Source organism: Bacillus pseudomycoides DSM 12442 (assembly GCF_000161455.1).
Classification (GTDB): Bacteria; Bacillota; Bacilli; order Bacillales; family Bacillaceae_G; genus Bacillus_A; species Bacillus_A pseudomycoides.
In genome coordinates this window covers 1,154,063-1,180,449 of record NZ_CM000745.1, presented here as the reverse complement: position 1 = coordinate 1,180,449, position 26,387 = coordinate 1,154,063, and the positions used below count along the sequence as shown (strand labels likewise).

Sequence of the window (26,387 nt, the reverse complement as noted above, 5' to 3'; positions counted from 1 at the left end):
TGAGAGGACATTCTCAAAAGCTAAAACTGTGGAGGTCTCCATCAGACACCACAAGTTAAAAGAGGACTACTTCTAGTCAGCTAATCAGCTGGCTCAGAGGTAGTCCTCTTTTTTGTTTCTATAAAACTAAGAAAGGACTGATAAGAAAATGCTACTTAAGTTTGCTATGAAGGATTTCAAAGAGGAAAAAGAGTTCGCTAATCTGTCTCCTCGTACAATTCAATCTTATATGGCTACCCTACATGAGTTCCAAGAGTTCTGCTCTGAGCGTGAACTCATTGATACACGAGACATTAGAGAAGCAACTGTTAAGAGCTACCTCATGTATTGCCAAAAGACAAGAGGGAACAACGTAGTAACTAGAAATACCAAGCTTCACCATCTCAAGATTTTCTTTAATTATTTACAACATGAGGACATTATCAGCGAGAAAGAAAACCCTATTCGTAAAATGAAACTGGCTAAAGAGGACATAAAAATTGAGGTCTTCCAAGATGAACATATCAAGCAAATGCTTCGCTACTATAGGAGACTCAAAACTAGGAATAAAAGCTTCTATGCTTATCGAGACCATACCATTATTATCTTCCTTTTAGGAACTGGCTCAAGGCTTGGTGAGCTTATTAATATCCGCTGGAGTGAGTTGGACTTAGTAAACCAAACAGTAACCCTATTCGGTAAAGCTCGCAAGCAACAAACTGTCCCTCTTACAAACAAGCTTGTAAAGGAGTTTTGTGAGTACAAAGTGTTCATGGAGCGTGAACTAGGCAGGTTACCCGAGTACGTGTTCACCACACGAGAAGGGAAACAGATGAGTCCTAACTCAGTGAAGCTCATATTTAAAAGACTCAAACAAGTAATGAACTTCTCAGATGTTCGCTTATCAGCTCATACTTTTCGTCATACTTTTGCTCATCGTTGCTTAATGGCTGGAATGGACGTTTTTACTCTCCAAAGAATGCTAAGACATAGCAATTTGAGAATGACTGAGAGGTATCTTTCTCTTTGGGGAACAGCCTTGAGAGAGCAAAACGATAAGTTCAATCCACTTAATTCACTTGAGATTTAAGACAAATAAAAAGAGAACCCTGCTAGTTTGGCGACCGAACAGGGTTCTCTACAGCTACTAAAGAAACTCGAAGGAGCTTCCTTGTTTGCTATTGTATCATGCTCATTGGTACTAGCTCAAGGGGTGTTCCTTCTTAATTACATAGGAGGAAAAGAGCATGAAGAAATTAAGACAATATGAAAGCTTTCAGTCTGTTGCTGAGATGGACAAAACTATTGATCGCACTCTTAAGGAATATAATTTAAAGGACAGCGAACGAGTGATACTTCTAAAGCTATCAAACTACTCATGTAAGTTCGTTGGAGTTAGCTACCTGAAGAATAATACATTAGCAGACCTAACAGGATACTCTAAGCGTACTGTTCAGCGTGCCCTCAAACGTTTCAGCGAATTAGGAATCATTACTCGTATTGAGCAGTTTAAACCTGTTAGTGGTGGCTACTCAGCGTTTATCTGTGTAATTAATCCTTTCGAGCGTCACCATGCGTTGGCATCTTGCAAAGAAGTTGCTGAGCCTACTCTTGAGCAACTTGAGGAGCCATCTCACGAAGAAGAAGCCATTACACTTAAAGCTAAAAGCTCTAAAGAATTAAAGATACGTAATAGCGCATCTGTTAATATCGACGAGTTAGATGTATCTTATTTGACTAACTCATGTGTACCAATGGAATTTATCAATACAGTATCCCCTTTCTTTTATACAGCTAAGGAAATCTATGCTATGTGGGGAAAAGTTAAATTGGCAGCTTACAAGTATGCACCTGATTTAGTTGATACAACCGAGATAGCAATCTCAGCATTTAAACAATCTGTATTTGCTCTGAAGATGAACAAAATTAGAAAAGGCTTCAAAGGCTACTTGTTTGGCGTTCTCGCAAAGATGATGTCTGTTGGGCAAAGAAGGCTTAAGTGTGAGCTGTTTGATTTCCTACAAGGTTAACCTGAAGAGCGCCCTCTATCGAGTCACTAGCGTTTCACACATTGTTATTACTGATAAGTAATAATCCCTAGCAACTGGTTTCTGTCCTTCTCAGCATTAACCCTTGAGGTGGTGCTATTAAGTATATTCTTGATTGCATGCTAAGGGTGGTAAACTATCAGGTTCTTGTTCGAGCTTGTACGGCTTCTAAGGATATTTGTACTCGTTTCATTGTCTGCTGGAATGCCACACCAGAGAGAACAACCTCTCACATTGACTTATAAGACGCTTTATGAGAGCAACCGATTTGTATCCAACCAAAAGAAAACTCCACAGTCAAACTTATAGATGTCTCTAATAAAATTTCGTCTATTTTATCATTCTTATGAAAATAAATTAAAAAACTTTCCAATTATCTATTGATGGTTCTAGAACCTTTAGATTATGATCTACTCAAGCCACTAAGGAAACGAGGTGAGCCATTGGAAAGTAAACAACAAAAGTTTTACGGTAAAGTCAAAGACTTCTATGAACTAGATACAATTGAGGACGCTAAAAGGTTTTATACCGCTTTTATTCAACTCAACAAGATACATACAATAGACAAAGCGGATAAGATCGATAAAATGCTAACTCACATGTACGCTGGCAAGAAGTTAACAGATTAACCGAAAACCAAACAAAAGCAAAGGAGCGTTCACCTACAGTAATCCCCCTCGGATATCCTAATTTAATGATACTCCACTTCTGATTTTGCACAAAAATAAAGCAAGGATTTCTCCCTGCTTCTGTTAATTCTTTATTAAAGAGATCAACCTCCAGTGTTTCCATCTGCCATAGTTTTCACTAGGGTAGTAGTTTGCTGCTCATCTACTGTAGTATATACTCCAAGTGTTAGCGTCAAAATTGTTACAATTCCCATTAAACCAAGTATCACTTTCTTCATTTTAGTGCCTCCTTCTTGTGAACTTCTTTTTTAGCTTCATAACTTAAATAAAAGTACTTACTTCCTTGTTCAAAGTTACCTTCATTGTGGTACTGCACAGCCACTACTTCAGTATACTCTTGAACATACTCCCATAGTTGTTCTCTTTTAAAGTAATCCATTCCTGCTAAAACTACTTTTTCTAACTCTTGAGCTGGTATATTTTGAACCATAGATTTTAAAATTATCAATCGGTACTGATACTCATTGTTTTCTAGTTGTTTACATATTGTTAAACCTTTTTCGATAAGCTCCAAAGCAATTTCTGTTTGACCTAATTTAAATTGCTCTCTAGCTTCAACAAATAGAGCTCTGTAATTCGTTGGCATTTTTTCATTAACTTCAGATAAATAACGAATAGCCAATGAAGAGAGGTTTTGACTTGCATACATTAAACCTAGATTTTGGCGAACCATAAGGATAAAGTGCTCTTCCTCTATCTTTTGAAAAGTATTCATTGCAGAAGTCAAATGCTCCTCAGCCAATTCCCATTCTCTTAAATGAACACAAGCTAGTCCATAAAGGTTATTACAAAAAGCAAGATTTAACTCATTGCCATCATGTTTAGAGAATATCTCTTTAGCTTTCGTTACATGAGTAATTGCTAACAGCGCTTGATAAACATGATAACGGAATGTAGCTAATTTATAGTAAAACTCTGCATGTTCAAGTTCATCAGAAATATACCTTAGAAGAGATTCAGCTTTCTCATAGTGCTCTTTAGCTAAAGTATATTCACCAATTGCATTAGAGTGGATAGCTTTAAAAAAATGATAATAGTACGCTAGCGAGCTATTTGTTGGTACACCATAAAGGTCGATTTCATCAAAACTATCTTTAGATACTCTCAAGTTATCAATTAAGTAATTGTATCGAAAATCGAGAAGTAAGTAATGCTGCAATAACTCTGAGTTGTCTTTAACCTCATTAACTTTCGCCTCCACTTTTAATTTTAAATCCCTTGCTTTATCTAAATGTCTCGAGCGAATCTCTAAATACCATTCGTTTAATAATTGGATTACTTGCTCATTCCCCTTTGTTTGAACGTTCATAAATAACCTCCTCATCCTTTTTATATAAAAACTCCCTATAATAAACAATAGCAAAATTTGAATAAACAAAAAAGGCTATATTTCTATTTCTCAAGAATATTCAGAATAAAATATTTTTAAATATAACTCCTTAGCTACAAACCTTATTTCCCCAAGATCACATGCACACAAAGAAAGGAGCAACCTTTTAGGCTCTCCTCTTTAGCATTACAACTCTCCATACTCACTCTCTAGGAGACGTAAATTGGCTTTCTCCTCAGCTTGGCCTCCTTGGTATTCTAGCTCAGTTACTTCACTTACAGTTAATCTGAGCGGGATAACTATAGAGTTAAATATGTTAGAATACACGCTAAGTAGCTTTTGCTTCACAGAATCGATATCCTCCTCAGAGCTAGGTAAGTAATGTGTCTGCTCATAAGCATCTCCTCCTTAAGCTCGCTTAGTAGCTTGTTTGTATTTATTGTGAGGCTTGAAAGCTTCTCTCTTGTAGTCAAATTCACTAATTTCCTAGGATTTAACACTGAGGACGACTGTTTTTCTACCTGCAAAGTGTGCCTAGTGGGTCGCCATCTCATATATTTACTTACTGTTCATTTCCCATGTCAAATAACGCATTAAGATCTACTTTACTAGCGTTATCTTTATGTTCCTTAGATTGCTTAAACTTTTGGTTCAATCCTAGGGACTCAGCGAAACGGATAAGTTTTACCTCAGTATCGTTGTAAGCTTTGCTATCTCGCAAGAAGTCCTTAGAGTCCATTCTCATAGATTTAACAGTATTGATAGCAAATCGGTCTACGAGTACAAGGTTAAACGGATCGACCTCATAGTTTTCAATGTAGTAATCCATTAACCCGTTGTACAAGTCAGTCTCCCCTTGAGATAGCATCTCTTTGAATTCTTTTGAGTAAGCTCCGTGAATAAGGTTAGCTCTGGGGTTTAAATTTGCCATAGCTTTCTTCCTCCCCTCCTCAGTTTTTTGCCCGGTAGACTTACCGCCATGGAACGGACATTTTCCATTAGTAGAACCATCCTCTTTAATGTGTGGCTTTCTCAGGCACAACCTACCGTCACCCTTGATAGCACCGCATATAGTCGGTTCCTTCTTGAGCTGGCTACGGAGTTTCTTGAGAGCTTCCTGATTGTCTTTCTCCTTGGCAACCGCAACCTTCTCAGCTAAAGCTTTCAGTCTTGGATCATCTAATTTAGATGGTCTAGCTCCTTTTCTTGGTGCTGGTTTATTCATTAGTATCACCTCGTTAGTTACTCCAATGTAGATTACTTGTGTATTCTGCATAGAACTTGTCAAATTCTTCTTGAGCCTTCTTGGCAGCTTCAATCTCACGAGTTGTCGGCTTCTTAGGTGCTTCTCGCTTATTGAATTCCTTAGTTAACGGTTTTAGCCCTAACTCCAATCGTTGAGCCTTATTTCGTATCTCTGAGTATTGTAATAGTAGATTTGCTTCTCGTGAGAGAATATCAGCTTTACGCTGTAGATCAGCTATCGAGTTGCCGTTCTCATGGAATAGTTGAGCGGTTTTAACTTGAGGGAAGGCCACTAGAGGAACCTCACGTAGCTTCTCAGGTTTACCTTCATTGTTTGTGTAGAATGAGATAGAGAGTTTCTTCATTAACTTTTTGGAGATACGTTCTTTAGTGAACTCATCGATTACTCGCAGTTTGCCAATAAGCTTATCCCCTTGAACTTTTACCTCTTCAAGAAAGCCTACAGTATCCTTGATTGACTCTGAGTGATCTAACTGAATAGGTATCTGCTCCTCAGCATTAAAATTATTGGCTAACCTCTGTAGATCTACTACCTCATACTTTTGACCTCTGTGAGTGCCTACCGAGAACAATTCAGCGTCTTTCACTAGGTCTTCACCTTGTTTAATACCTTCTGAAAAGGACTCGATTAAATTCAATTCGTGTCGTTTGTAACTCATGTGTTTTCACCTCTGTAGTTTAATAGATTGCCTGCCTCACCAGTGCCACCAGCAAGGCAGAGTTGCTGTCAGTTATTATTTGTTAGTTTCTGCTTTAAAGTGTTTCATTAAGCTGTTACCCTTCTCAGTTAACTCAATGCCATGCTTATTGAGGACGGTCAACATTGCTTGTAGAGCTTCAATAACAATCGCCTCACCTTTCTTATCTGACTCGCTATTAATCTCTTTACCTAACTCCTGAATGTACTTGAACTCTTCACTATCTGGATGGAATGACTTAGTTTCTCCAAAGCCGAATGCCAAGCCTAAATCCTCGTAGCCTTTACCTGCAAAGCAATCTTTACCTAGTCGCTCTGCAAAGTCTGATAAGTGATAAGTAGCTTTATCCTTAGCAGAAGCCTCAATATGTTCTTTCTTCACTTGCTCACCTTTTGAGTGTACGTAGGCTTGCTGTGCTTCCTGGCGTTGTTCTCTAGCTTTATCTAGCTCAGCTTGCACTGATTGAACCTCGTTGTTTAACTCCCCTAGTTGCTTCTCACCTTTTGCTTTTGTATTTAAGTTTGCGTTGCTAGGGTCAATCAGAATAGTTGCCTCGATGATATTCATAGCATTGTTGATTTTAGAGATAGTACTTTGTAGCTCATTCCGTTTAGTTTCCAAGGAAACAACTAGCTCATCAACTTTATTTAAATCGCTCTGTGCAGCCTCTACAGTTTTAACCTTTTTGTTTGAGCCGAATAATTTGTTTAACATAAATGATCACATCTCCTTAGTTTTAATTAGTTTGGGTTCGCCACCTCATGGGGAATTATGAGGATTAATATTTTAGAAGTTGTACTACGTGGGGATTACTGAGTAATAATTCCTAACTGTTGAGCAATCCAATAGCGTCCCAACTCGGAGAACAACATTTGAAGTCCGAACGCTGTAGTTTGGTATCTGATGTAATTCTCATCTCTTAGGAATGAATACTCTGCTTTGTGGAGGTAATTCTTTTTTCTGCTCTTATAGATAATTTTCTTATCCACTAACTTGTTATACAACCCTTGAGGTGATCGCATACCAAATATCTTTGCTACCTCGGTTGCTGTGTAGTATCCTTCTGTGGAAAGAACCTTGTCAGTGTATTCAACCTTTGGAACTTGTATCTTAATAGTCTCCTCAGCTTGCTTAAGTTGTACATTCTTTCTTTCGAGTGTTCTCTGAGCTAGCAATAACGCTTTAGCCATGATAGCTTGTTCATCATCTTCCTCAGTTGTTACAAGATAGCCACCATCTTTACGGATACTAGGTAGCACCTCACTGGTAATCCATTTCTTAAAGGCTTTAGCTTGTGGCTTGCGACTCGTTAGAATTAAACCGTAGAGACCTGACTCGTTAATAAGTGTTACTTCTCTGTTTTGACCTGCTACATAAATTGTGTGTAAGAGCTTTTCATCATCGTCCAGCCCTCTAGTAGCGGTGTATGCGTCCCTAAACTCTAAAATGTCTGATACATCTTTAGCTACAAAGTAAATTTCTTCTCCTTGTTTGATACTTCTAACTTGTCCTAATTCTTCATGGTCAAACACTAGTAAGTTATTCATCATGATTTATCTCCTTTGTTTTTCCCTTAAGGTGATACTATTAGGGTTTTACTTTTGAAATTTCTCTGTGGTAATGTTACGGTGATGAATTCTGTAGTTTTATTTCTTGAAGTTATCTTTAGAGAAGGAGGCTTTCTCGATATTATCCAGTAGTTCCTCCAAAGTAATCTTTTTAGCTTGACGACTTACTGCTTTAGGATCTAAACAGATAGCTTCTGTGACCGACTTAATCTCTACAATCAAGCGATTCTTCCCTAACTCGTCCATTAACTTTTTAACAGTAGGCCGAGACAGTCCAAGCAACCCCTCTAGGTGCTTACGCTTTAAGAGTACAATCCTACTAGTTTCTTCCTCATCAGGATTCTCAACAATTAAGTTAGTATTCCAACTCATATAAGAAAGCATCATTCCAAACAACCCTAGAGCATTTAACGAGATAGACTTTGCTTTCTCTTGTAGGTGAGCTTTGAAGATTTTAACTACCTTGTATTCCTCTTTTAATTTCTCACAAACAAATACTGCGTCAGTCATATTTACATAAGTTGTTTTCCCTACCGTCTCACGAGTGATTAATCCATTAGATTCTAATTCTGATAGGGTTTTATTAACTTGAGAACGTGTTTTATCTAAGCTTGCTACCAAGTGTTTAACTGTTAGTAGATCACCTTTCTCAGTGAACAATTTCCCACCTCGATTAATTTTCATACAAGTTGCTAAATAAAGTAATACTCCATGCTGCTGTAAAGTTAAATTCTCTTTGATTACTTTGAAATTATCTCGTTTCATCATGATAAAATGTCTCCCATCTCGTTGGCTCATACTATTTAGGTATTTCTTTCGGGCTTCCTTTTGAGCTAGACTCACAAGTTCATATCCTGCTTCGACTAATTCTTTACCTGTCATTTCTGTAGTAACCATTTAGTTTTCTCCTCCCTGCTTTCCCTTTTTTAGTATTCTTCTTTTCTAAATGTTAGCAATTCATTAGCTTCTTTAATGTTTAACGCTATAGCAATCTTATTGACCGTTCTCATTGTTACAGGTTCTCCGTAAGCCATTCTACTAAGATTAGCCTTGTGAATCCCTGTTTTATCACTGAGTTGATCTAATGTGATTCCTCTCTTGCAAGTTAATCTTTTGATATCTACATAGAATCCCATCTCGTAGCCTCCTATATATTATTTGTTGTTAATTTGTTTAGTTTCGCTTGTTTACCAACTACTCTCCAAAAAGGGAGCCAGCTCAAGGGGGATCGAACTGACTAACCAAGCAATGGAGGTAACTTACAACAAAAAGCTTCACAGCGAACTCATGAGGAAGAAAGGTGATAAACCTCAATCAGCATCCGCTAATAAGAAGCAACTCAATATATCCCTAGAGATGAACTCTACCAACCTACAAATAATTTATTTATAAGCTAGTTAGAATCCACCTCGAAGCATTAAATTAGAAAAAGTCTTTTTTTGTGCCCTCATAAGTGTAGATAGCAAAACTGTGACAAAACTCTTAAATTTTTGTCCTCATAAAAGATGTACGGAAAGTGTTACAAGACTCTTAAATTCACCTTACATAAACTAATATGAGTCTTGTGTGACAAAAGAGTTAGCATTCTTTGGAGGAAAATAATTTTCCTCATTTTTCCCCTTCATAACTGTAGTTACCAGAAGAGTTGCATATCAGAGAATACTATATTGTGAGATATAGCTTTTTCTCTTTCTGGTCCTTCATATATATAAATAGAAAAACTGTGACAAAACTCTTAAATTTTGTCCTCATACAGTAATCACTACAAGTGTCACATTTTTCAAGTCATTCCCTGTCGAACTTACCCTCTGCGTCCGACTCATGAATCGCCAAACCTTTGGTACTACTGGTTTTATACTTATTGAAAACTTTTCGAATAGTTTTACTCATGTATTGCCTTTAGGTGTTTGAAACGTTAAGTGGTCTCTGAGCGAAACTATATGAGAAAAACTTTTGAGGTTGCTGTCTCGTGTCGCTCTACTGTTTTGAATTAGTAATCTAAATACGGTAATTGAAATTCAACAGCGGTAACCTAAAAGTCACACCTCGTGGTTCACTCGAGAATGCAAAAAAAAGAGAACCTATTGGCTCTCCTTCTCAAATTCGTATTTATCTTTTCCAGTTAACATATCATCTTCGAACATTAACATGACACCACTAACCGATTGATCTCCCTTATACTCAAGAATTATGTACTCAGAAGTTTGTTTTTGGCTGTAATACTGAGATGATATCGTTCTTTTGCTTAATCTCTTCGTGTAACTTCTTTTTATTCTCATTTAACTCCATAACCATCATTCTCTTTAGATTATCAGATAACCCTGTAAAGTGTTTCTCGATAAACTCAGTCTCGCTAGTCTCAACTACATAACCTTTATTTTGTCGTAAGCTTGGTAGTACTTCATTAAATACCCATCTTTCGAAGCGTTATGCACTAGGTAGTTTTGACTTTATAATTAAGCGATTCAAGTTCCACTCGTTGATGTACTCTTTCTCTTGAGTACCTCCTTCGGTAAGGACTGAGCGAATCGTGCCCCCTCACCTAAGCAGTTTTTTCTAATAGCCCTCTAAGGATCTTCTTTGCTGTACCTTAGAATTAAAGCGCCCGATTGTTGAAAATCAATATACAAATCACATTCAAGAAAACCACCTGTTACTTGAACAAAAGGGATGGGCTAATACGCCATATCCATACATAAAGTACTTTCATATCGAATATATTCAATTGAAAAGTTGAAACTCTAATGGGGGGAATTTTATGCCGGTAGTATATCCTCAAGGATATCAACGACCTATACTTCATGACCTTATGAAATTTAAGCAGTTGATTGTAGACGAGATGATGCGTTCAAGATTTACAAATATAAATTTTTATCAACAAGGTGTTATTGGTGAAAGCGAAACAAACGGTGCTACTGTCATAATACAATTTTTTATGGTTTCAGGACCAAATCGATACTATCAAATTATGGTTGGTTCTGGAAACACTCTAGAAGATGCCCAAAGTGTGGTTCATGCTGTTGAGCTTATAGCCCGGCGAATAGAATATCCAAGCTATATTATTGATTAACTAGGAGGGAATTCTATGGCAGTACCATTAATCACGTATATCTCGACTCGGCATGTTGGCAGCTTCGGTTCGTCCCCCTCCTCGGCGGGAGTATCTGGGCAATTACTTTCTGGTAAAACAAAAGTTGGCAGAGTGCGGAGTATTATTGCAGGTAACTTGGAAAAAATGGGATTTTCTAATGTTAGTAGAAGTGATTCTCCTCATTTTCATTTTCCACCAACAGTTTATCCTCAAAAAGGTTGGGTAGTAGGTTATAAAGACGATTGCATGCTTTACGTTACCCATTTTCCTATGGAAAATGAAATATTCTTAGAAATTACAATGGCTAGTTGTAACACTATTGAAAAGACCCACAGTATGGTTAATGAGGTTGCCGCGATGCTTCGTACAATTCGCGGAATCACATTCCCGTGAGCCGTTTACATCAAAAATTAAACAACTATATTTTTAACCCCGTTCTAAATTTAGGACGGGATTATGCTTGTCTGATTCTTTCGAGTATAAAAAAGAGCCCACCTCTATAGGTAAGCTCCTTAGTTTTTCTTCGAGTAGATCTCGCTAGCTTGTTCCATCTCAAGCATGATTCTCTTTCCATCTTCCATATCTCTTTGGATTAATCTTTTTATGTAAGTGCTAAAATACTGCTGCTTAGCTGCGTAGTGATATAGGTCAAACTCCATAGGATCTGCTACGTTAAACGCTACCGATTTTACTTTCTTCATAGTTAAAACTCCCTTTCTCATTTTAATGTTTATTTATAAAATCCAGAACAAGTACCGCATTGAATCCCTTTCTAGATGTCACCTCAGTCATACTTATAAATCACATATACTTTGAAAACAATTCATTAACCCTTGAGTTTGAATCTTATTAAATCGAAATCCACCTCTTGTCTTCTTAGATACTATAGAAATCCCAAAACAACCATCATTTAACGCTTGAAATTTCATCATTTTTCCCTCGTCATCTATAAGATCCATAGATTTATTACCATGTAGAATACTTATAAATTTATGAGCGTCCCTTTCTAAGAATACAAGATGAATAAGTCTCCTATACTCATCAGTAATAAAAAAGTTTATTGAACCTAATGTATATTCAACTTTTAAGGTAGTGCCCCACAAATCTTCATATTCCAAGACAGGAATCACTTTATGTCACCTCCCAATATAAACGATTATAGAGTTGTCTGAACTAAAAAGAAACAACCTTATAGTCATTTTTTACGATTGGTCTGCTGAGGTAATACTGCACTAATATTTAATAGAAAAAACTCGTTCAAACCGAGGATCTTACACCTCGATAGCCGAAAAGTTACGAAGATGACTGTGTAAAATGATAATAAAGTTATTTAGTTTTAAAACCTATAACACGTATAACCCCGTTCTGATTTTTTTATTAAAAGTCAGGAAGATAATTACAAAACCCTATAATTAAGTATTCAATTATAATGTCACATATTATATAGGGTAAAAAGAAAAGGATAGATGCAAGCAGGTTTAATCCCTGTTCATCTATCCTTTTTGTACAACATATGACCTCATTACATTTTCGTTTTTAAAATCAAAAGTCTCCCGGAATCATGGATAAATGATCATTCCGACAACTTATTGATGACAACAGAAGCGAGTATTTGCTTGTGAAGGATGCAAGTGATTGTTTCTGTACTAGAGATGGAACCATTCTCAAAGTATTTGTTTGAAGGAGATCCACCCCCACATAAATCAAAATAAAGACATGTATCAGCGCAGTTCTTAACGCCATTTTCAATTTCAACTTGTAGTTTCAAATAAATATCATTGTTTATAATATGCTCGAAAGAATCCAGACTGTTTATATTTCCAACTATAAAATTATTAAGTTCTTTATTGCTGCTACCCGCAAATTCAGGAGAATTCGTTGTAATACTACCATTCTTTTGAATCGTAACGATACGCAGCTTTTGTATTTCGTCAGGAACACAATAAAAATGACGGTCTTTGAGTTTGATATTTATAGCAGAGCACATATTTTGAAATTCTCGAATCGTGATTTTATCACGATGTTGTTGCCATAAGTCAAAAAGACGTGACATAAAAGAATTATACATCCGAGTAATATTTTCCAATTTTCCGGAGTTAAGAGATGTTGAATGGTTACTATTTTCAATTTCTTCTACATTAAATCCGACCCATTTAAAGTCATTTTCATAAAAAAAATAAAAAATTTCCTCCGGATAATGGAGACTTTCTTTAGTAAGAACACATATTGCTCCAAAATCAAGTCCGTACTCTTTTAAAAGATTGACACCGCGCATGGCTATATGATGACTCCCTTTACCAGACCAATCCTTACGATTTTGGTTATGTAGAAATTCAGGACCATCCATACTTATACCAATTTTAAAATGGTTCTCTTTAAAAAATTCACACCATTTTGCTGATAGTAAAGTGCCATTCGTTTGAACGGAATTGATCACTTTCCGATTTTCAATATTATACTTCTTAATATAATCGATTATTTTCTCATAAAAGGATATTCCTACTGTTAAAGGTTCTCCTGCATGCCATAGATACTCGATATGGTCACTAACAATCGTGCTGCTTAGAGTTTTTGAAAATATATTTTCCAGTGTAGAATCTTCAATGATCATTGAATTTTGTCTTTCGGGAACATAGCAATAACTACAATTCAGATTACAAAGCGAAGAAGGCTGAATGACAATTAAATTAACTGTCATATAGAATTTCCCCATGTTTTATACCAGTGGCCATGGTCAGTAAAAGTATCGTTCCAGTTACTCCACCGTGGGTCTGAAGAATACGAAGAAGTCGTAAAAGAAAATGAAAGTCCCTTATCCTTACTAATTTTCTCTAATTGTTTAAGTAATTCATCCCGACGTTTTACAGGGAAGTTTGGATCATAGAATTTTTCATCCAAGTTTTATTCACTCCTTCCTTTTTAGTCACTACTCCATGTTATGTGCTTTTTCCTTATGGTATAACTATGGAAATTAATTAGGAACCGACCTTTGTGAAGTATTGTACTTAAATTAAACTGCTTCTATAGTTTAAGTACATTTCTTCAAAATCTCATACAAAAATAATATAAATATCCGGTATTATTTGGAGGTTTTTATTCAACAAAAGGGCCATTTAATTGAATAAGAGGTGATACTTTACCTGTATCACCTCTTAAAAATTCCGAAATATTTCGCTACCCATTTTGAATTATTTTCTGCAAGGTTCAGGCGTTGTACAAGTTCTTTTTTGGACAACTTCATGTATTTTCTTTGGATGTTCTCAACAATTCAATTTGGTTTTATTTTACGAAAATAAATATCTTCCATAGTAGCATTAAAGCTTTATTAAATTAGTTAACCTAGTTAATTATGTAAAAAAAATGCGTCGATTCTTCAAATACGCGAAAAAAAAACGCGTCGATTCAAAGTAGACCAATCCCTTGCAGCTCTAAGGTTTAACCCTATTTCAATCAGAAAAACCTTCTTTATTCTTATAGACTACATAGCTATCTCGTGGTACCTAATTCGACTCCCCCTCCTTAATCCCATCTCAAGTAGCAAACAAAAAGAGCTATACCAACTAAGCAAACCATACAGTTTACTCATCAGCACAGCTCCAAGTTTTACTCATATGTAATTTATATGGGTTCAACTAAAGTAGATCGTACTTCCTCAAACAAAAAAATAAAATATCTGAGGAGGAAAGCCTTTAAGGTAAATTCACAAGGTTACTTCTTGTCGAGAATCGACTAGCCTTACTTGTGGAGTTAATCCTAATTTATTCCCATCTCGTATATATAAAATATTTCAAATATCTTACGAGACGAAATCCTTTAGTTTAACTAACTTGGTCACCTCAGTAGTTCTTTTTTATTTTCGTTTACTGAGTATTACTAATTAGTCCACCTCATAAGGTCATTTATATTTATTTATCTATGAGATGGACTAATAGGTTTAAATAATTAGATACACCTAAGAGTCACTAATTAGGTTAACCTAAGAGCGCCAGCTTGTAAGTTATTTATCTTTATTTACGAACACTAACTAAATTAGATCAACCAATAAGCTTTAACTTCTAGTTTCCTGTATAGGATACTGTGAGGCTACAACTTTTTTAGTCTTCCCTTGAGCTGGTATTCAGTAGGCAAAACTATACAAATCCCCTGAGGTGTGTTCTACCATGCTTCCTCCTCCCTGTTTTAATCACCAAAGTTTTACTCAAAAATTTAGTTCTAAAAAATTTTTAACTCTAAAATTCAATTTATAAGCTATAACTCTAGGTGGTAAGCAAGGTAGGTGAAAACTCAAGAGGTTCCCCCTCAAATGGCGGCTAACGAGGTAAAAACTAACTGGTTGTACTCCTCTGTAATCACATTCAGTAAATACGATATAATTTACTCATAGGTATACTTTCTAAATATGGCTACTATCGAATATATATACATACCTGGATGTTATGATATTTATATATTTAACAAACCAGATATAGATTAACCTTGTGGAATGGGTAACTGGTGAGCACCTGATGAGGTGATACTCAAACCTTTCCCAATAACCTTAACCTCACACGATCCTCTCCACGAGCTGGACTAACGAGGCAAGCCTTCACAAGGTTTCACCTCACAAGTACATACATATGAGATGGTAAAATGTTGTTACCTTCTAAGATGACTACATAGTGTCGTTCTCTCATGGTATAACTACATGGTACGCTCTCGTGTGGTATCACTATAAAGGTACAGCTACAGGAGTATAACTATTGGTATGTGCCAGCAGGATCACTACAGAGGTGTAGCTCTAGTAGAGAGTGACAACTTGTCACCTTCTCAGAAGTAGTCTAATGAGCAGTACTTGTGTAGCCAATACCTACCACTATGAGGTGCAGCTACATTGTCCGTACTCGCATACAAACAAAAAAAGAAACAGCGAGGTAGCAACTTAATTGTCACCTATCTCGTAGTTCCTTCTTGTAATTTTCTCTTATTAATCTCTTTATATAGCTTACCTTGAGATATCCCCACTTGACTAACAATGTCCTTGATGGAATATTCTCCAGAGTCATACATCTGTAAAGCTACCCTTATTTTGTCATTATCGAGTTGAGGTCTACCTAGTTTAACTCCCCGTTTCTTTGCGCTTGCCAGTCCTTCTTTTGTTCGTTCTGCTATTAAGTCCCTTTCAAGTTGACTAATTACTGCCATCATAGAGAACATAGCTTTTCCAGTCGGCGTTGAAGTATCCATATTTTCCTTTAATGATATGAAAGTAACACCCATATTATTTAACTCCTCAACAGTTGTAAGGATATCAAGAGTGTTTCTCCCTAGTCTGCTAATAGCTTCTACAATAACGGTATCACCTTCTCGTACTGTATCCATGAGCTGGGTTAGTCCTGCTCGATCTTTTTTAGTTCCTGTATATTTCTCTTGGATTAATCTATCATAGCCATACTTATTGAGTGCTTCCAGTTGTCTATCAAGTAACTGCTCATCAGTTGAAACCCTAGCATAAGCGATTCTCATCAGGTTTCTCCCCCTTACATTTATTGTGCTTTTAATGTAACATGAGAGCTCACTAAGTGTAAATGTTTTATGTAATCTTTTATGTAATAACTTTATGTAACATACAAAAGGCTTAACGGTAAGGTTTGCTTCCCTAGTTAAATGATTACACTTATTTATCGTTTTATGTAATCTTGGAGTATACTACAGAGCTGGCTACCTCAGATTTACACAACATAGAGCTATCACTACATTGGTTACTATATAGTTCTGATATGAGTTTAGCTAAAAAGGATCGCATCGAGGTTGGAGTTTACCTATTTAACACACCTCGGAACATTACCTGTGAGTGTCCTACGAGTAATAAAAAGCCAATTAGAATACCTTTAAATCACTTATATAGTGACCTAGAAGTTATTCTAATCGGCTTCTCTTGTTTAAGATGCAGGCCTGATTCGTTATACACAAAAGTGAATTTATCGAGGGGGAGGTTTTCGGGATTTTGGTTCGCCGGGTGTCTGGAAAATCCGTGCTATAGATAGTATGTGGTATGTAAAATAATTTAAAAGGCTGACTTCTGTATGAAGTCAGCCTTTTAAATTATTTTACTCCTGTGTTTTCTCTTTTTTAAACTCTTTTTGTTTGTCCAGCCAAATATTAATTAAATGTACTAATTCAACCGTTTCTATCTCACAAAATTCACCTTTACCATCTTCAGCTAAATTGTCTAGGACAATAGTTGTATCTCTTCGAATTTCTAAACCACAAATGTTGCCATTTACTTCTCCATAATCCTTTTCCCCGTTTAAAACACTATGTATCTCTTCTAAAATCCAATCTCCAAATGCAGAAACTTCAACATATAAAAAGGTTCCAACAAGTTTAATTTCCTTTGGTACCCTCATGATTAATATTTCATCATCAAGCACTTCAAAAGTATATTTATATTTCATTTCTATCATACTCCCTTATATTAAAAATAGAATTTATTCTTTTGGGAAAGCAGAGATAATTTTCCCGTTGTCAGCTATATACATGATAATTTCTATACCGTCTAGACCTACTCCTTTATATGTATTATCGATTACAAGTCTTTTATTATTGTATGCTTCATTTATATTATCTACAATTTTCTGTGGACTCCAATCTTTAGGGAAAAATGTAGAGTATCCCCTATTTGCAGTCTTAGGGACTCCATTTACTTCTACCTTAGCTTTATATACTCCCTGATTATTTACTGTTCTTTCTGTTCCCGCAACTATTTTTCCTGGTGTATTCTCTAATGCTTCAGTGTGATAGCCAACTGCTTTACCAATGCCATTTATTTCACCCTCTAGAATATGCTTAAGTCCTCTTCTCGTGAATTTTTCTGTTCCTCTTAAGCTAGACATGATTTGTCTATTAGAGAGTGATGGAGTATGGTTTCTTCCACCAGAATTAGCGAACTGATAAGTGGATAGTTTTTCTTCAGTTTGTTTAAAATCAGGTATAGCAAATCTAGAACGTATATTATTTCCACCAGCAAAAGCAAAACGATCCCCCATTTGTAAATTACCAATAGTATGAGAAATAACTTCTGGAATTTTATCTTTTGCTATTTTAGTTGTCACTTTACCCAATTTACTTGCTTTACTTAATCCTTTATCGCCAATAACACCTACTGCAACTTGTGTTAAAGCATAACTTCCCCATTTCGCACGACTTTCAGCATCTCCATTTATTACATCATTAATAAATGAGTCTGACACTACATTATACATGGTACTAAGGGTATCAATAGGATGCAACGCAGCATTCCCCATGTTTTCCCACGTTTCCCGCTTACCAAGCGCTTTAAATCCTTCTATGGTGTCTCCAATTGCTTCTCCTGCACCTTCTATAGTGCCATCTATAACTTTTCGGAAAGTAGATTTTTCAGGTAACTTACCACACATTGCCCCTTCTTCAATTGAACTACTCTTTAGATGGTTTTCAGCCTGACGTGCCCTTTCTTCTGTAATCGATTGAATAGAGGTTGTCCACTCCATATTCAATCCTTGTGTACTAAATGTACCACTTACAGGACTAAAACCTTTCCCACTTTGGACTTCAGCCAAACCCGTCGCAATGCTAGCGGCTAATTGAATTGCTGTACTATAATTATTACTAGATGTTTGGTTAAACTCATACAGGTGATCTAACTTTTCTTGCAGTTTTTTCCTCATAGCAGTGAAAAGATTCGCCATAGCGTCCATACCTGGAATTGGTATAGTTTGAATGATGGCTTCCATACTTGCTTTCATTCGATCAATTTCTTGAATTTGTTCTAATATTTCTTGTTCAATTACATCAGTTGAAGCTACCTTTGATTGAAATTGACTTGGAAAGGCATCATTCTGACGGATTAATTCTTCACATAAGTAAATGATTCCCTGTGCTAAAGGACGAAAGGTTTGTACAAAAAATGCTTTCGCACTATCATAAGTCTGCCCTTGTAAAACAGTATCAATTGCAAAAGCGTCAATCGACTGAATGGCTTGTTCCATACCTTGAATGGTAGCGGTACATACAGCGTTCATGCTTTGAGTTTGGCTTTGTACTTCTCCCAAATACATATTTAAACTCATGCATTGACCTCCCTTGCTAATTGTTGTTGCTGATAGGAAAGGTCGTTTTCTAAATCACTAAGGTCTCGTCTTTCTTTAAGCAACGTTTCTTTTTGGTTTTCCAATTCGAATGTAAGTTTTCGCTCAATGTGCCCTGCTTCTTGACGCATATTCATAAAAAAATGAGATAACTCTTTATCCCCATGCCAAGTTTCGAAAATTCGATTAAATAAACGATTGCTTCGACTTTTCCATTCGTGAAAATCTGTTTCCGCTTGTTCCTGTGTTTGAATCGCAGATTGATTCCGATCCTGTTCTTCGAATATACTTTGTAATTTTTGATTTAATTGATGGATTTGTTCTTCAATATCTTGACTCATCTTTTTCCTCCTATCGTTTTACTTTACGTAGGTTGTCACATTAGCGAAAAGTATTTTGAAGTTCGTTATCCATTCTCTCAAACTCGTTAGCTACCGAATGAATATTATCAACCGCTTGTTGAAAGGCGGCAGAAAATTGTTTCGTTAAATCTAAAACTTGTTGGTTCGCTTCTTGTGCTTTGGAGTTAACAGATAGCGTAGTACGCGTCGCCTTTTTTATAGAACGATTTGTCGCACTTTGGATTGTATCCGAAGCTACTCTCATCTGCGTAGCGATTTGTTGTGCCGCTTGAAAATTACTTTGAAATTGTCCCATTGTTTAAATCCTTTCTACTATGTTCATGGAGAATTATACCATATTTCTAAGTTTCTCCATTAGGAATGATGTTGGTAATGAAAAAGGATATATAGTTAAGGTGAATCTAACCTCTTCACCTAGATTCTTTATTTCATCTTTAATAGTACGTATTGTACAAGAAACCAATATAAATATACTATCTACATAGAAAGCTACAAATCACCTGAGAAGTACAACTCAAAAATTTCCCCTGTGGAGGTTGTTGCAAAAAGTACTTGACCAATGAATATAACTCCTTTAGTATTTTCCGTAAGAAACTCTAATTGAAGTGGTTCTCAATGAAGATAATAACTTGAGAGCCTTGATACATATAAGTTTTACTGATCCTAAACCTCTACAGTTAACTGAAAGGTTCCCTTGACAGGGTGGAGGTCGTGAGTTCGAGCCTCTCCGGGGTCATAAAATACGGTAAAATAGCGTTCTACCAATTGGTAGAACGCTATTTTTATGCGATGATTTATTCGTTGATTTAGCCATTTAGGAAATATTTTTCAACCATATATACACAAAGAGAGGGCATATATTTATCCCTCTCTTCTGTCCAACCAATATTAATCTTGCTCATCCATCATTTCCTCAAACGCAGCAGACACTTTTTCAAACTCCTTGTCACTCTCGATGTATGACAATTCACCATCATCTTCTACTCTTAAAAAGAAGATATCAATGTCTTCATCTGTTTCCTTTTGAAGGTCCTCTACAAAGCCGACAGCAATGTATTCTGCTCCTTCGACATTCATCGTTCCCAGCACTTCAACTTCCTGCTCCTGATCACTCTCATCGCTAAGGGTAAAAATTTCGCCTACTTCAATTTCCTCCATATGCGTACTCCTCCTTTCATACTCTAAAAAATAGAGCGTTCAAATCGCATACCTACTAACATATCTTTCCATAAAAAATCAAATCAATGCGCAAAAAACAACAAATTCTTGCTGCTTCAGCGTAAATACCCATCCAAAAAGATATCATTCGTGAATATAAACTAACATATTTCGTATTAGATAATTGGATCAACTAAAGTAATTAAAGTCCCAACGGTTTCAAAAAATTAGAAATATCCTATTTTAGATTTTCGAAAGACCTCCTTGATCCATAATTATTTCTTTTATATAGGAAGCAGGGAAGCCATCTTGTAACAGCTGTTTCATCATTTTCATATAAGGGTTAATATGCTTAAAATATTTCTTATAGGATGCACATAGATAATTTAATCCTGGCTCATTTTGATTTGAAACTAGAAATCTATTTTTAGGACATTCACCATGACAAGCGAATCGAACCTCGCAATTTCTACACACTAAGGGCAGTGTATCTCGCTTCTTCTTACCAAAGGCAAGCTGTGATGGGGAATTTATCATATTTACTAATCCGTCTGTAATATTTCCTAATCGATATTCAGGATAAACGTAATGATCACAAGAAAACAGATCACCATTATGTTCCATAGCGACCGCTCTACCACACTCTTTTGCAAAAATACAGACTGGTGACGGAATTCCGATCCAGGAAGCTAATGCCCATTCAAAATTCATAACATAAATCGTCCCTACATCATGCTGCACCCACTCAGTGAATATTTGAATTAGAAACTCTCCATACATTTCTGGTTCTACTGTCCAAGGAGTTACTGTCTGTTGCGCTTCTTCCTTACATAGAGAAGGAGGAGTTGCATGACGCAGAGACAGCTCTGCCGCTCCTTGATTCACCTCTCTTTCTACAATAGGGATAAACTGTATATATTGAATGCCTTGCTGCTTAAAAAAACGATAGATTTCTAGAGGTCTATAAGAGGAATGTCTCGTAACACAAGTAAGTATGTTAAATTCTACGCCATGTTTCTTTAACATGACAATTGTCTTCATTACCAATTCAAATGTGGGTTTCCCCCCGCGATCAATTCGGTACATATCATGAATATGCTCGGGTCCATCTAAACTTAGACCAACCAAAAAATGATGAACTGAAAAGAATTCACACCAACGATCATTTAATAATGTTCCATTCGTTTGAATCGTATTTGTGATTTGTTTACCGTCCGCATACTTGTTTTGAAGAGATATAGCCTTATGAAAGAAATCTAATCCCATTAATGTTGGTTCCCCTCCCTGCCAAGCAAAGACAATTTCTTGCGTGTCTTGGGAGGCGATATACTGTTTAATATACGACTCTAAAACAGAATCAGACATTCGAAAGGAATGCTCATTAGGAAAATAAATTTCCTTTTCAGTATAATAACAGTACTTACAATCCAGGTTACATATCGGACCCGTTGGTTTCACCAGAATATGAAAACTGTTGCACCTACCCATTCCATTACCTCTTTCCTCTAAATGGATACTTCCAATCTTCACAGGTCATTTAACGAGAAATAATTTTCCCATTTATATTAATATGGATGGAATCTCTTTTGTTCTGTTTAAAAAACTGGCTATATTCTTGGTCATCATGCAGTTCAATGACCACTCTCTCGATTTGTCCACTAAACGGAAATTCCGGCACTGGGTAGTTAGAGCTCACGGCTGTTAATCGATCCCGGCCTATATCTAATCCCTCAGCAGAAATAAGAAATGGTAATGTACGAGGCATATAAAGTGTGCCAACCTGCTGATCATTGATATAAAGAATACCCGTTCCTTGATTTAATAGTTCTTTTTTAAATTCAAATCGTATAGTTGAATATCCAACAGGTACTTGGGCAGAAGATTGAATTTTATAGACAGTGCCAACGTAATTATATTCATAAAATAGGTAGTTATCTTTTATATATATTGTATAACCACTTGAATAGCTTCCATGAGCAATCAATACACCTTCTGTTGTACGACTTGAACGAAAGATTGGAACTGTAATTGAATAAGAAGAAAATGTTACTTTTGGAGCAGTGCTTGATGGCAAATGAGCCATTCCAGGATAGAAGATAAATATTGTTCTCCCTTCCTGCAAGCCTTCATACCCTTTCCTAAACGGATTATAATTTAATGGTAAAACACCGTACTTCTTAGCTTCCTCCCACCATATCGTTTGAAGCTCTTTTAATTTCCTTGGATATTTTTTTGCTAGATTATACTTTTGCGAAAAATCTTGGTTTACATTGTATAACTCCCAATGATCTTCATTAAAAGGTATACCTGTTTCATGATAAGTAACGGCAACCCATCCATCTTGCCAAATAGCCCGGTGTCCGAGCATTTCAAAGTACTGTGTTTTTCTCTTTGATGGGACATTCGGTTCTGTAAATGTATCTAGCATACTTATACCATGAAGCGGCATCTGCGGAACACCTTCATACACCCCAGGAGCCTCAATATCTAGGAGGTCTAGTATAGTAGGAGTAATATCAATAGCATGATAAAATTGGGAGCGAATTGATCCAGGGTCTGGAATACTTTGAGGACATTGAATGATGAGGGGAACATGTGTCCCTCCAAAAAAGGTATTTTGCTTATAATATTTAAAAGGTGTATTACAAGCTTGCGCCCATCCTTTAGGATAATTGGGGCTCGTGAAAGGTCCTCCTATTTCATCTATATGATCAAACATCATATCCACACTTTCCTGGATTCCATTTAAGTATGCAGAATCATTAATAGAACCATTCCAGCTTCCTTCTTGACTACCTCCGTTATCAGAAAGTAAAACAATTATGGTGTTATCTAACTTGTTTTTTGATTTTAAAAAATAGAGCAGTCTGCCAATTTGCTGATCAGTGTGTGTTAGAAAGCCAGCATAGGTCTGTTGAAATTTGATAAACAGTTCTTTTTCTTTCGTTGTCAGTTCGTCCCATGGCTTAATCCCTGGATTGCGTTCAACGAGTTCTGTATAAGGCGGAATGACTCCCATCTCCTTCTGTCGCTCAAATCGCTCTTCCCTTATCTCATCCCATCCTTTATCGTAAACTCCCTTATATTTCTCTATAAATTCTCTTGGTACTTGATGAGGCTCATGCTGTGCCCCGAAGGCTAAATACAGAAAGAAGGGACGGTCTGGAGTAACAGAAGTATGATCAATCAAAAATTCCAGCGTTTTATCAACCAGATCCTCTGATAAATGATAATTTGATTTATCAGGCTTCTGTACACGATGATTATCGTATACTAAATCCGGCGCATACTGATCAGTCTTAGCTAATAAAAAGCCATAATATCGTTGAAATCCTTTTGAAAGTGGCCAATTTTCAAAAGGACCACTTGATGCCACTTCATGACCAGGAACGAGATGCCATTTTCCAACCATATATGTAGCCATCCCATTCAGCTTTAAGATCTCAGCTAAAGTAGCAGCAGTATCTGAAATTCTCCCTCGTTTATTCGGGTATTGAGGTCCAAAGTCTACTTCAGTTATTAACCCGACCCCGACCGAGTGGCAGTTACGACCTGTTAGAAGACAAGCGCGAGTAGGAGAACACAAAGGAGTTACATTAAAGTTATTGTACCGCAGACCGTTTTCCGCTAACGAATCAATATTAGGCGTTTCAATCTCTGAACCAAAGCAACCTAAAGCCGAGTAACCCACATCATCTAGAACAATATATATTACATTGAGAGCAGCTTTTTTGTCGGAACTTTCAACCCCTGTCCTCATCCCCATTACCACCTATCCTTTCATAGTACAAGGTTTGTAAACAATGAATAGTATATATTAAGAAATTTATTAAGGGGACGATTTCATAATGAGTAACTACTAAAAAAAGAAGCTTTTTTTACATGACGATTCCTTCGACTATCCTTTTTTATTCTGATAATCATCGTGTACTTTTAAATATACCCTCGTTAAACCTCACTTATTTATGGTACAGCTCACCACATCAACTACTGTATATAATTGTAAAATACCAACATAAAATGAATGCCCAAATAAGCCAGATGTCGAAAAACATCTGGCTTATTTAGGTTAAATTGATAGCTATAAATATAAGTAGCGTTTTGTTTTGTCTAGAACATGAAAAAGAGGTACAGTCACATTACGTAGGATTTATATCGTTCAGTGTAAGCTATTGGTAGCCACGAGACTACTCTCCTGATCACAATTATTGAATCGCTTGAAATGTAGCACCGCCGCGAGTATCGATAATATCTCCATCGACTATAGCAACCACATAACTTTCTAGTCCAAAGTCTCCTTCACCTAAAATCACATTCACCTTTGTACCTCCAGATGAACTATATACAAAGAGGTTGCTCTTACCAGTTATCTTATATCTACCTGCAGGAATATCTTTTCCTACAGACCAATAGCCTGCACCAAGTTTCTTAGGCTCTTGCTGTTTCAATACAACACCTTCCGTAAGCTTCTGCAGCTCAGCTTTCTTAGCGTTGATATCACCATCTAGTTTGCTTATCTCTGACTTTTTACCATCCAGTTCAGATTGCTTGTTCTTAATTTCATTCTCGATGTTTGTCTTGTTCTCTAATAATTTTTTAGCCCCTTCGAATTCCGCAGAGCGAAGCTTTAACTCTGCATTCACCTTGTCCAAACCTTCTTTTGTAGTCTTTAATTCTTTTTCTGTCTTATCCAGTGAATTCTCTTTCTGTTCGATATTACTAACTAGACTCTTATATGTAGTAACCTTACCATTTACTTCTGCATCACCAGGAATCGTACCTACATTGTAAGCTATAGTGGAAGCAACAACAATCGCTCCAACCGCTCCCCATAATGCTTTTGATTTCAATAGTTTCATAAGGTATCCTCTCTTTTTTCATCTTTTATATTAATATTTTATTAATTTTCAGAGATAAACGAGATGTTAGTTTTATGAATATTCTTAATCTTAAAAATATATTCGTCGGATTTTGAAGGAAAAAGATTGTAACTACAAAATGCACATATTTCGAAGAAGCCTGATTTTCTTATGACTTTACAAATAGAGAATTTGGTGCGTCAACACTAAACAAAACAGCTTCTTCAAGTCTTCGCTTGAAAAAGCTGTTTCTAATAAAAACATATTACTATAGTAATAATGATTTTTTACAATATGTACATTAACTACAATGACTTTAAGGTAATACATATACCTTTACTGTTCTAACTCCCCAGTTCCAAACTCCCTGCTTTGAAGGTATAAATACGTCTATTTTATTCCCTTTAATAGCTCCACCAGTATCCCTAGCTCCAGCTGGTCCATATCCCTCTACATATACATTCGAGCCAAGTGGAATAACTGAAGTATCCACAGCAATCACTTTTAAATTTGGATTAGCAGTTAAATCATCTCCCATACTCGTATAAACATGTTCACCGGGCTTTGCACCATTTTCTGCTGGGTCGTTTGAGTATGCTGTTGATCTAACCGTTAGCTCACGCGTATTTCCTATCCATTTTCCACTATCTTTGAAATAATTCATTTTTTCGTCAATCTTATTCCAACCTGTTTTCATCGTTCCACCGGCTGCTTCGTCTAAGTAATACCAACTACTCCATTCTTTCAACCAGCCTGTTTTCATCGCTCCACCAGCTACCGCATCCAAGTAATACCAATTCACTCCGTATTTCAACCAACCTGTTTTCATTGCTCCGCTGGCTGCCGCATCCAAGTAGTACCAACTACCACCTGTTTTCAACCAACCTGTCTTCATTGCCCCGCTAACTGCTTCATCCAAGTAATACCAATTTTCTCCGTATTTCAACCAGCCTGTCTTCATTGCCCCACTAGCTGCTTCATCCAAGTAATACCAATTTTCTCCGTATTTCAACCACCCTGTTTTCATCGCTCCGCTGGCTGCCGCATCCAAGTAGTACCAACTACCACCTGTTTTCAACCAGCCTGTCTTCATTGCCCCGCTAGCTACTTCATCCAAGTAATACCAATTTTCTCCGTATTTCAACCAATCTGTTTTCATCGCTCCGCCAGCTGCTTCATCTAAGTAATACCAATTTTCTCCGTATTTCAACCAACCTGTTTTCATCACTCCGCC

Annotated in this window: 26 protein-coding genes; 4 read left to right on the top strand and 22 right to left on the bottom strand. The window is 36.5% G+C overall.

The genetic code is table 11. The features are described from left to right. The first annotated feature begins 148 nt into the window (after window positions 1-148). Together BPMYX0001_RS05790 and BPMYX0001_RS05785 are read left to right on the top strand one after the other, a co-directional pair. On the top strand, window positions 149-1,069 hold the full coding sequence (locus BPMYX0001_RS05790) for a tyrosine-type recombinase/integrase (protein WP_006094066.1): 921 nt from the start codon (window positions 149-151) through the stop codon (window positions 1,067-1,069). Between the two features lie 157 nt (window positions 1,070-1,226). Continuing rightward, a complete protein-coding gene (locus BPMYX0001_RS05785; protein WP_006094065.1) occupies window positions 1,227-2,009 on the top strand; it encodes a helix-turn-helix domain-containing protein in 783 nt (260 codons plus the stop codon). Window positions 2,010-2,799: 790 nt separating this feature from the next. On the opposite strand, the gene BPMYX0001_RS34490 is transcribed toward BPMYX0001_RS05785, so the two are convergent. The 8 genes from BPMYX0001_RS34490 to BPMYX0001_RS05745 all read right to left on the bottom strand — a co-directional run bounded on the left by BPMYX0001_RS34490 (window position 2,800) and on the right by BPMYX0001_RS05745 (window position 8,714). Next, window positions 2,800-2,934, bottom strand: coding sequence for a hypothetical protein (locus tag BPMYX0001_RS34490; RefSeq protein ID WP_018781079.1), 135 nt, complete (start codon window positions 2,932-2,934; stop codon window positions 2,800-2,802). Continuing rightward, window positions 2,931-4,025 (bottom strand): response regulator aspartate phosphatase, encoded by a 1,095-nt coding sequence (locus tag BPMYX0001_RS05775; RefSeq protein ID WP_006094061.1) that lies wholly within the window; start codon window positions 4,023-4,025, stop codon window positions 2,931-2,933. The genes BPMYX0001_RS34490 and BPMYX0001_RS05775 overlap by 4 nt, the downstream gene beginning before the upstream one ends. Before the next feature lie 583 nt (window positions 4,026-4,608). Beyond that, window positions 4,609-5,271, bottom strand: a complete 663-nt coding sequence (locus tag BPMYX0001_RS05770; RefSeq protein WP_006094060.1) for an HGGxSTG domain-containing protein — start codon at window positions 5,269-5,271, stop codon at window positions 4,609-4,611. A 13-nt stretch (window positions 5,272-5,284) separates the two neighbouring features. Beyond that, window positions 5,285-5,971 (bottom strand): hypothetical protein, encoded by a 687-nt coding sequence (locus BPMYX0001_RS05765; RefSeq protein ID WP_006094059.1) that lies wholly within the window; start codon window positions 5,969-5,971, stop codon window positions 5,285-5,287. Between the two features lie 75 nt (window positions 5,972-6,046). Then, window positions 6,047-6,724, bottom strand: a complete 678-nt coding sequence (locus BPMYX0001_RS05760; RefSeq protein ID WP_006094052.1) for a hypothetical protein — start codon at window positions 6,722-6,724, stop codon at window positions 6,047-6,049. 95 nt (window positions 6,725-6,819) lie between these two features. Further along, entirely contained in the window at window positions 6,820-7,557 is a 738-nt protein-coding gene (locus BPMYX0001_RS05755) for a BRO family protein (protein ID WP_224795964.1), read from the bottom strand. Between the two features lie 99 nt (window positions 7,558-7,656). Beyond that, window positions 7,657-8,475 (bottom strand): MarR family transcriptional regulator, encoded by an 819-nt coding sequence (locus tag BPMYX0001_RS05750; protein WP_006094050.1) that lies wholly within the window; start codon window positions 8,473-8,475, stop codon window positions 7,657-7,659. Between the two features lie 29 nt (window positions 8,476-8,504). Next, window positions 8,505-8,714, bottom strand: a complete 210-nt coding sequence (locus tag BPMYX0001_RS05745) for a helix-turn-helix domain-containing protein (protein WP_018781086.1) — start codon at window positions 8,712-8,714, stop codon at window positions 8,505-8,507. A 1,622-nt stretch (window positions 8,715-10,336) separates the two neighbouring features. Here BPMYX0001_RS05745 and BPMYX0001_RS05735 point away from each other — a divergent pair. Then, complete coding sequence (locus tag BPMYX0001_RS05735) at window positions 10,337-10,648, top strand: hypothetical protein (RefSeq protein WP_033798745.1); 312 nt, start codon at window positions 10,337-10,339, stop codon at window positions 10,646-10,648. 15 nt (window positions 10,649-10,663) lie between these two features. Next, window positions 10,664-11,062, top strand: coding sequence for a hypothetical protein (locus BPMYX0001_RS05730; protein ID WP_018781090.1), 399 nt, complete (start codon window positions 10,664-10,666; stop codon window positions 11,060-11,062). Window positions 11,063-11,181: 119 nt separating this feature from the next. Here BPMYX0001_RS05730 and BPMYX0001_RS05725 read toward each other — a convergent pair whose 3' ends face one another. The 14 genes from BPMYX0001_RS05725 to BPMYX0001_RS30335 all read right to left on the bottom strand — a co-directional run. Then, window positions 11,182-11,370: a hypothetical protein gene (locus BPMYX0001_RS05725; protein WP_006094041.1), complete on the bottom strand. Its 189-nt coding sequence runs from the start codon at window positions 11,368-11,370 to the stop codon at window positions 11,182-11,184. A gap of 93 nt (window positions 11,371-11,463) precedes the next feature. Next, window positions 11,464-11,799, bottom strand: coding sequence for a hypothetical protein (locus BPMYX0001_RS05720; protein ID WP_033798744.1), 336 nt, complete (start codon window positions 11,797-11,799; stop codon window positions 11,464-11,466). A gap of 443 nt (window positions 11,800-12,242) precedes the next feature. Then, window positions 12,243-13,367, bottom strand: coding sequence for a cyclophane-forming radical SAM/SPASM peptide maturase GrrM/OscB (gene grrM / locus BPMYX0001_RS05715; protein WP_139358557.1), 1,125 nt, complete (start codon window positions 13,365-13,367; stop codon window positions 12,243-12,245). Next, window positions 13,364-13,567 carry a hypothetical protein gene (locus BPMYX0001_RS05710; protein ID WP_018781094.1) on the bottom strand — a complete coding sequence of 68 codons (204 nt, stop codon included), beginning with the start codon at window positions 13,565-13,567 and terminating at the stop codon, window positions 13,364-13,366. Before BPMYX0001_RS05710 ends, grrM begins: the two co-directional genes overlap by 4 nt. A 2,031-nt stretch (window positions 13,568-15,598) precedes the next feature. After that, a complete protein-coding gene (locus BPMYX0001_RS05705) occupies window positions 15,599-16,171 on the bottom strand; it encodes a recombinase family protein (protein ID WP_006094033.1) in 573 nt (190 codons plus the stop codon). Window positions 16,172-16,755: 584 nt separating this feature from the next. Further along, window positions 16,756-17,103 carry a hypothetical protein gene (locus BPMYX0001_RS05700; RefSeq protein ID WP_018781095.1) on the bottom strand — a complete coding sequence of 116 codons (348 nt, stop codon included), beginning with the start codon at window positions 17,101-17,103 and terminating at the stop codon, window positions 16,756-16,758. 33 nt (window positions 17,104-17,136) lie between these two features. After that, the gene (locus BPMYX0001_RS05695; RefSeq protein ID WP_033798743.1) at window positions 17,137-18,756 is read right to left on the bottom strand and encodes an EndoU domain-containing protein; all 1,620 of its coding nucleotides are present in this window, start codon (window positions 18,754-18,756) and stop codon (window positions 17,137-17,139) included. After that, complete coding sequence (locus BPMYX0001_RS05690) at window positions 18,753-19,115, bottom strand: DUF3958 family protein (protein ID WP_006094028.1); 363 nt, start codon at window positions 19,113-19,115, stop codon at window positions 18,753-18,755. Before BPMYX0001_RS05690 ends, BPMYX0001_RS05695 begins: the two co-directional genes overlap by 4 nt. Before the next feature lie 40 nt (window positions 19,116-19,155). Beyond that, the gene (locus BPMYX0001_RS05685; RefSeq protein ID WP_006094016.1) at window positions 19,156-19,431 is read right to left on the bottom strand and encodes a TIGR04197 family type VII secretion effector; all 276 of its coding nucleotides are present in this window, start codon (window positions 19,429-19,431) and stop codon (window positions 19,156-19,158) included. A gap of 593 nt (window positions 19,432-20,024) precedes the next feature. Continuing rightward, window positions 20,025-20,294, bottom strand: a complete 270-nt coding sequence (locus BPMYX0001_RS05680) for a DUF1292 domain-containing protein (protein WP_006094014.1) — start codon at window positions 20,292-20,294, stop codon at window positions 20,025-20,027. A 243-nt stretch (window positions 20,295-20,537) separates the two neighbouring features. Beyond that, entirely contained in the window at window positions 20,538-21,782 is a 1,245-nt protein-coding gene (locus tag BPMYX0001_RS05675; protein ID WP_033798742.1) for an anaerobic sulfatase maturase, read from the bottom strand. A 49-nt stretch (window positions 21,783-21,831) separates the two neighbouring features. Next, window positions 21,832-24,054, bottom strand: coding sequence for an arylsulfatase (locus BPMYX0001_RS05670; RefSeq protein ID WP_033798741.1), 2,223 nt, complete (start codon window positions 24,052-24,054; stop codon window positions 21,832-21,834). 445 nt (window positions 24,055-24,499) lie between these two features. Beyond that, window positions 24,500-25,153 (bottom strand): hypothetical protein, encoded by a 654-nt coding sequence (locus BPMYX0001_RS05665; protein ID WP_006094010.1) that lies wholly within the window; start codon window positions 25,151-25,153, stop codon window positions 24,500-24,502. Window positions 25,154-25,469: 316 nt separating this feature from the next. Continuing rightward, the coding region (locus tag BPMYX0001_RS30335) for a 3D domain-containing protein (protein WP_279626205.1) at window positions 25,470-26,387 on the bottom strand (918 nt) is incomplete at its 5' end.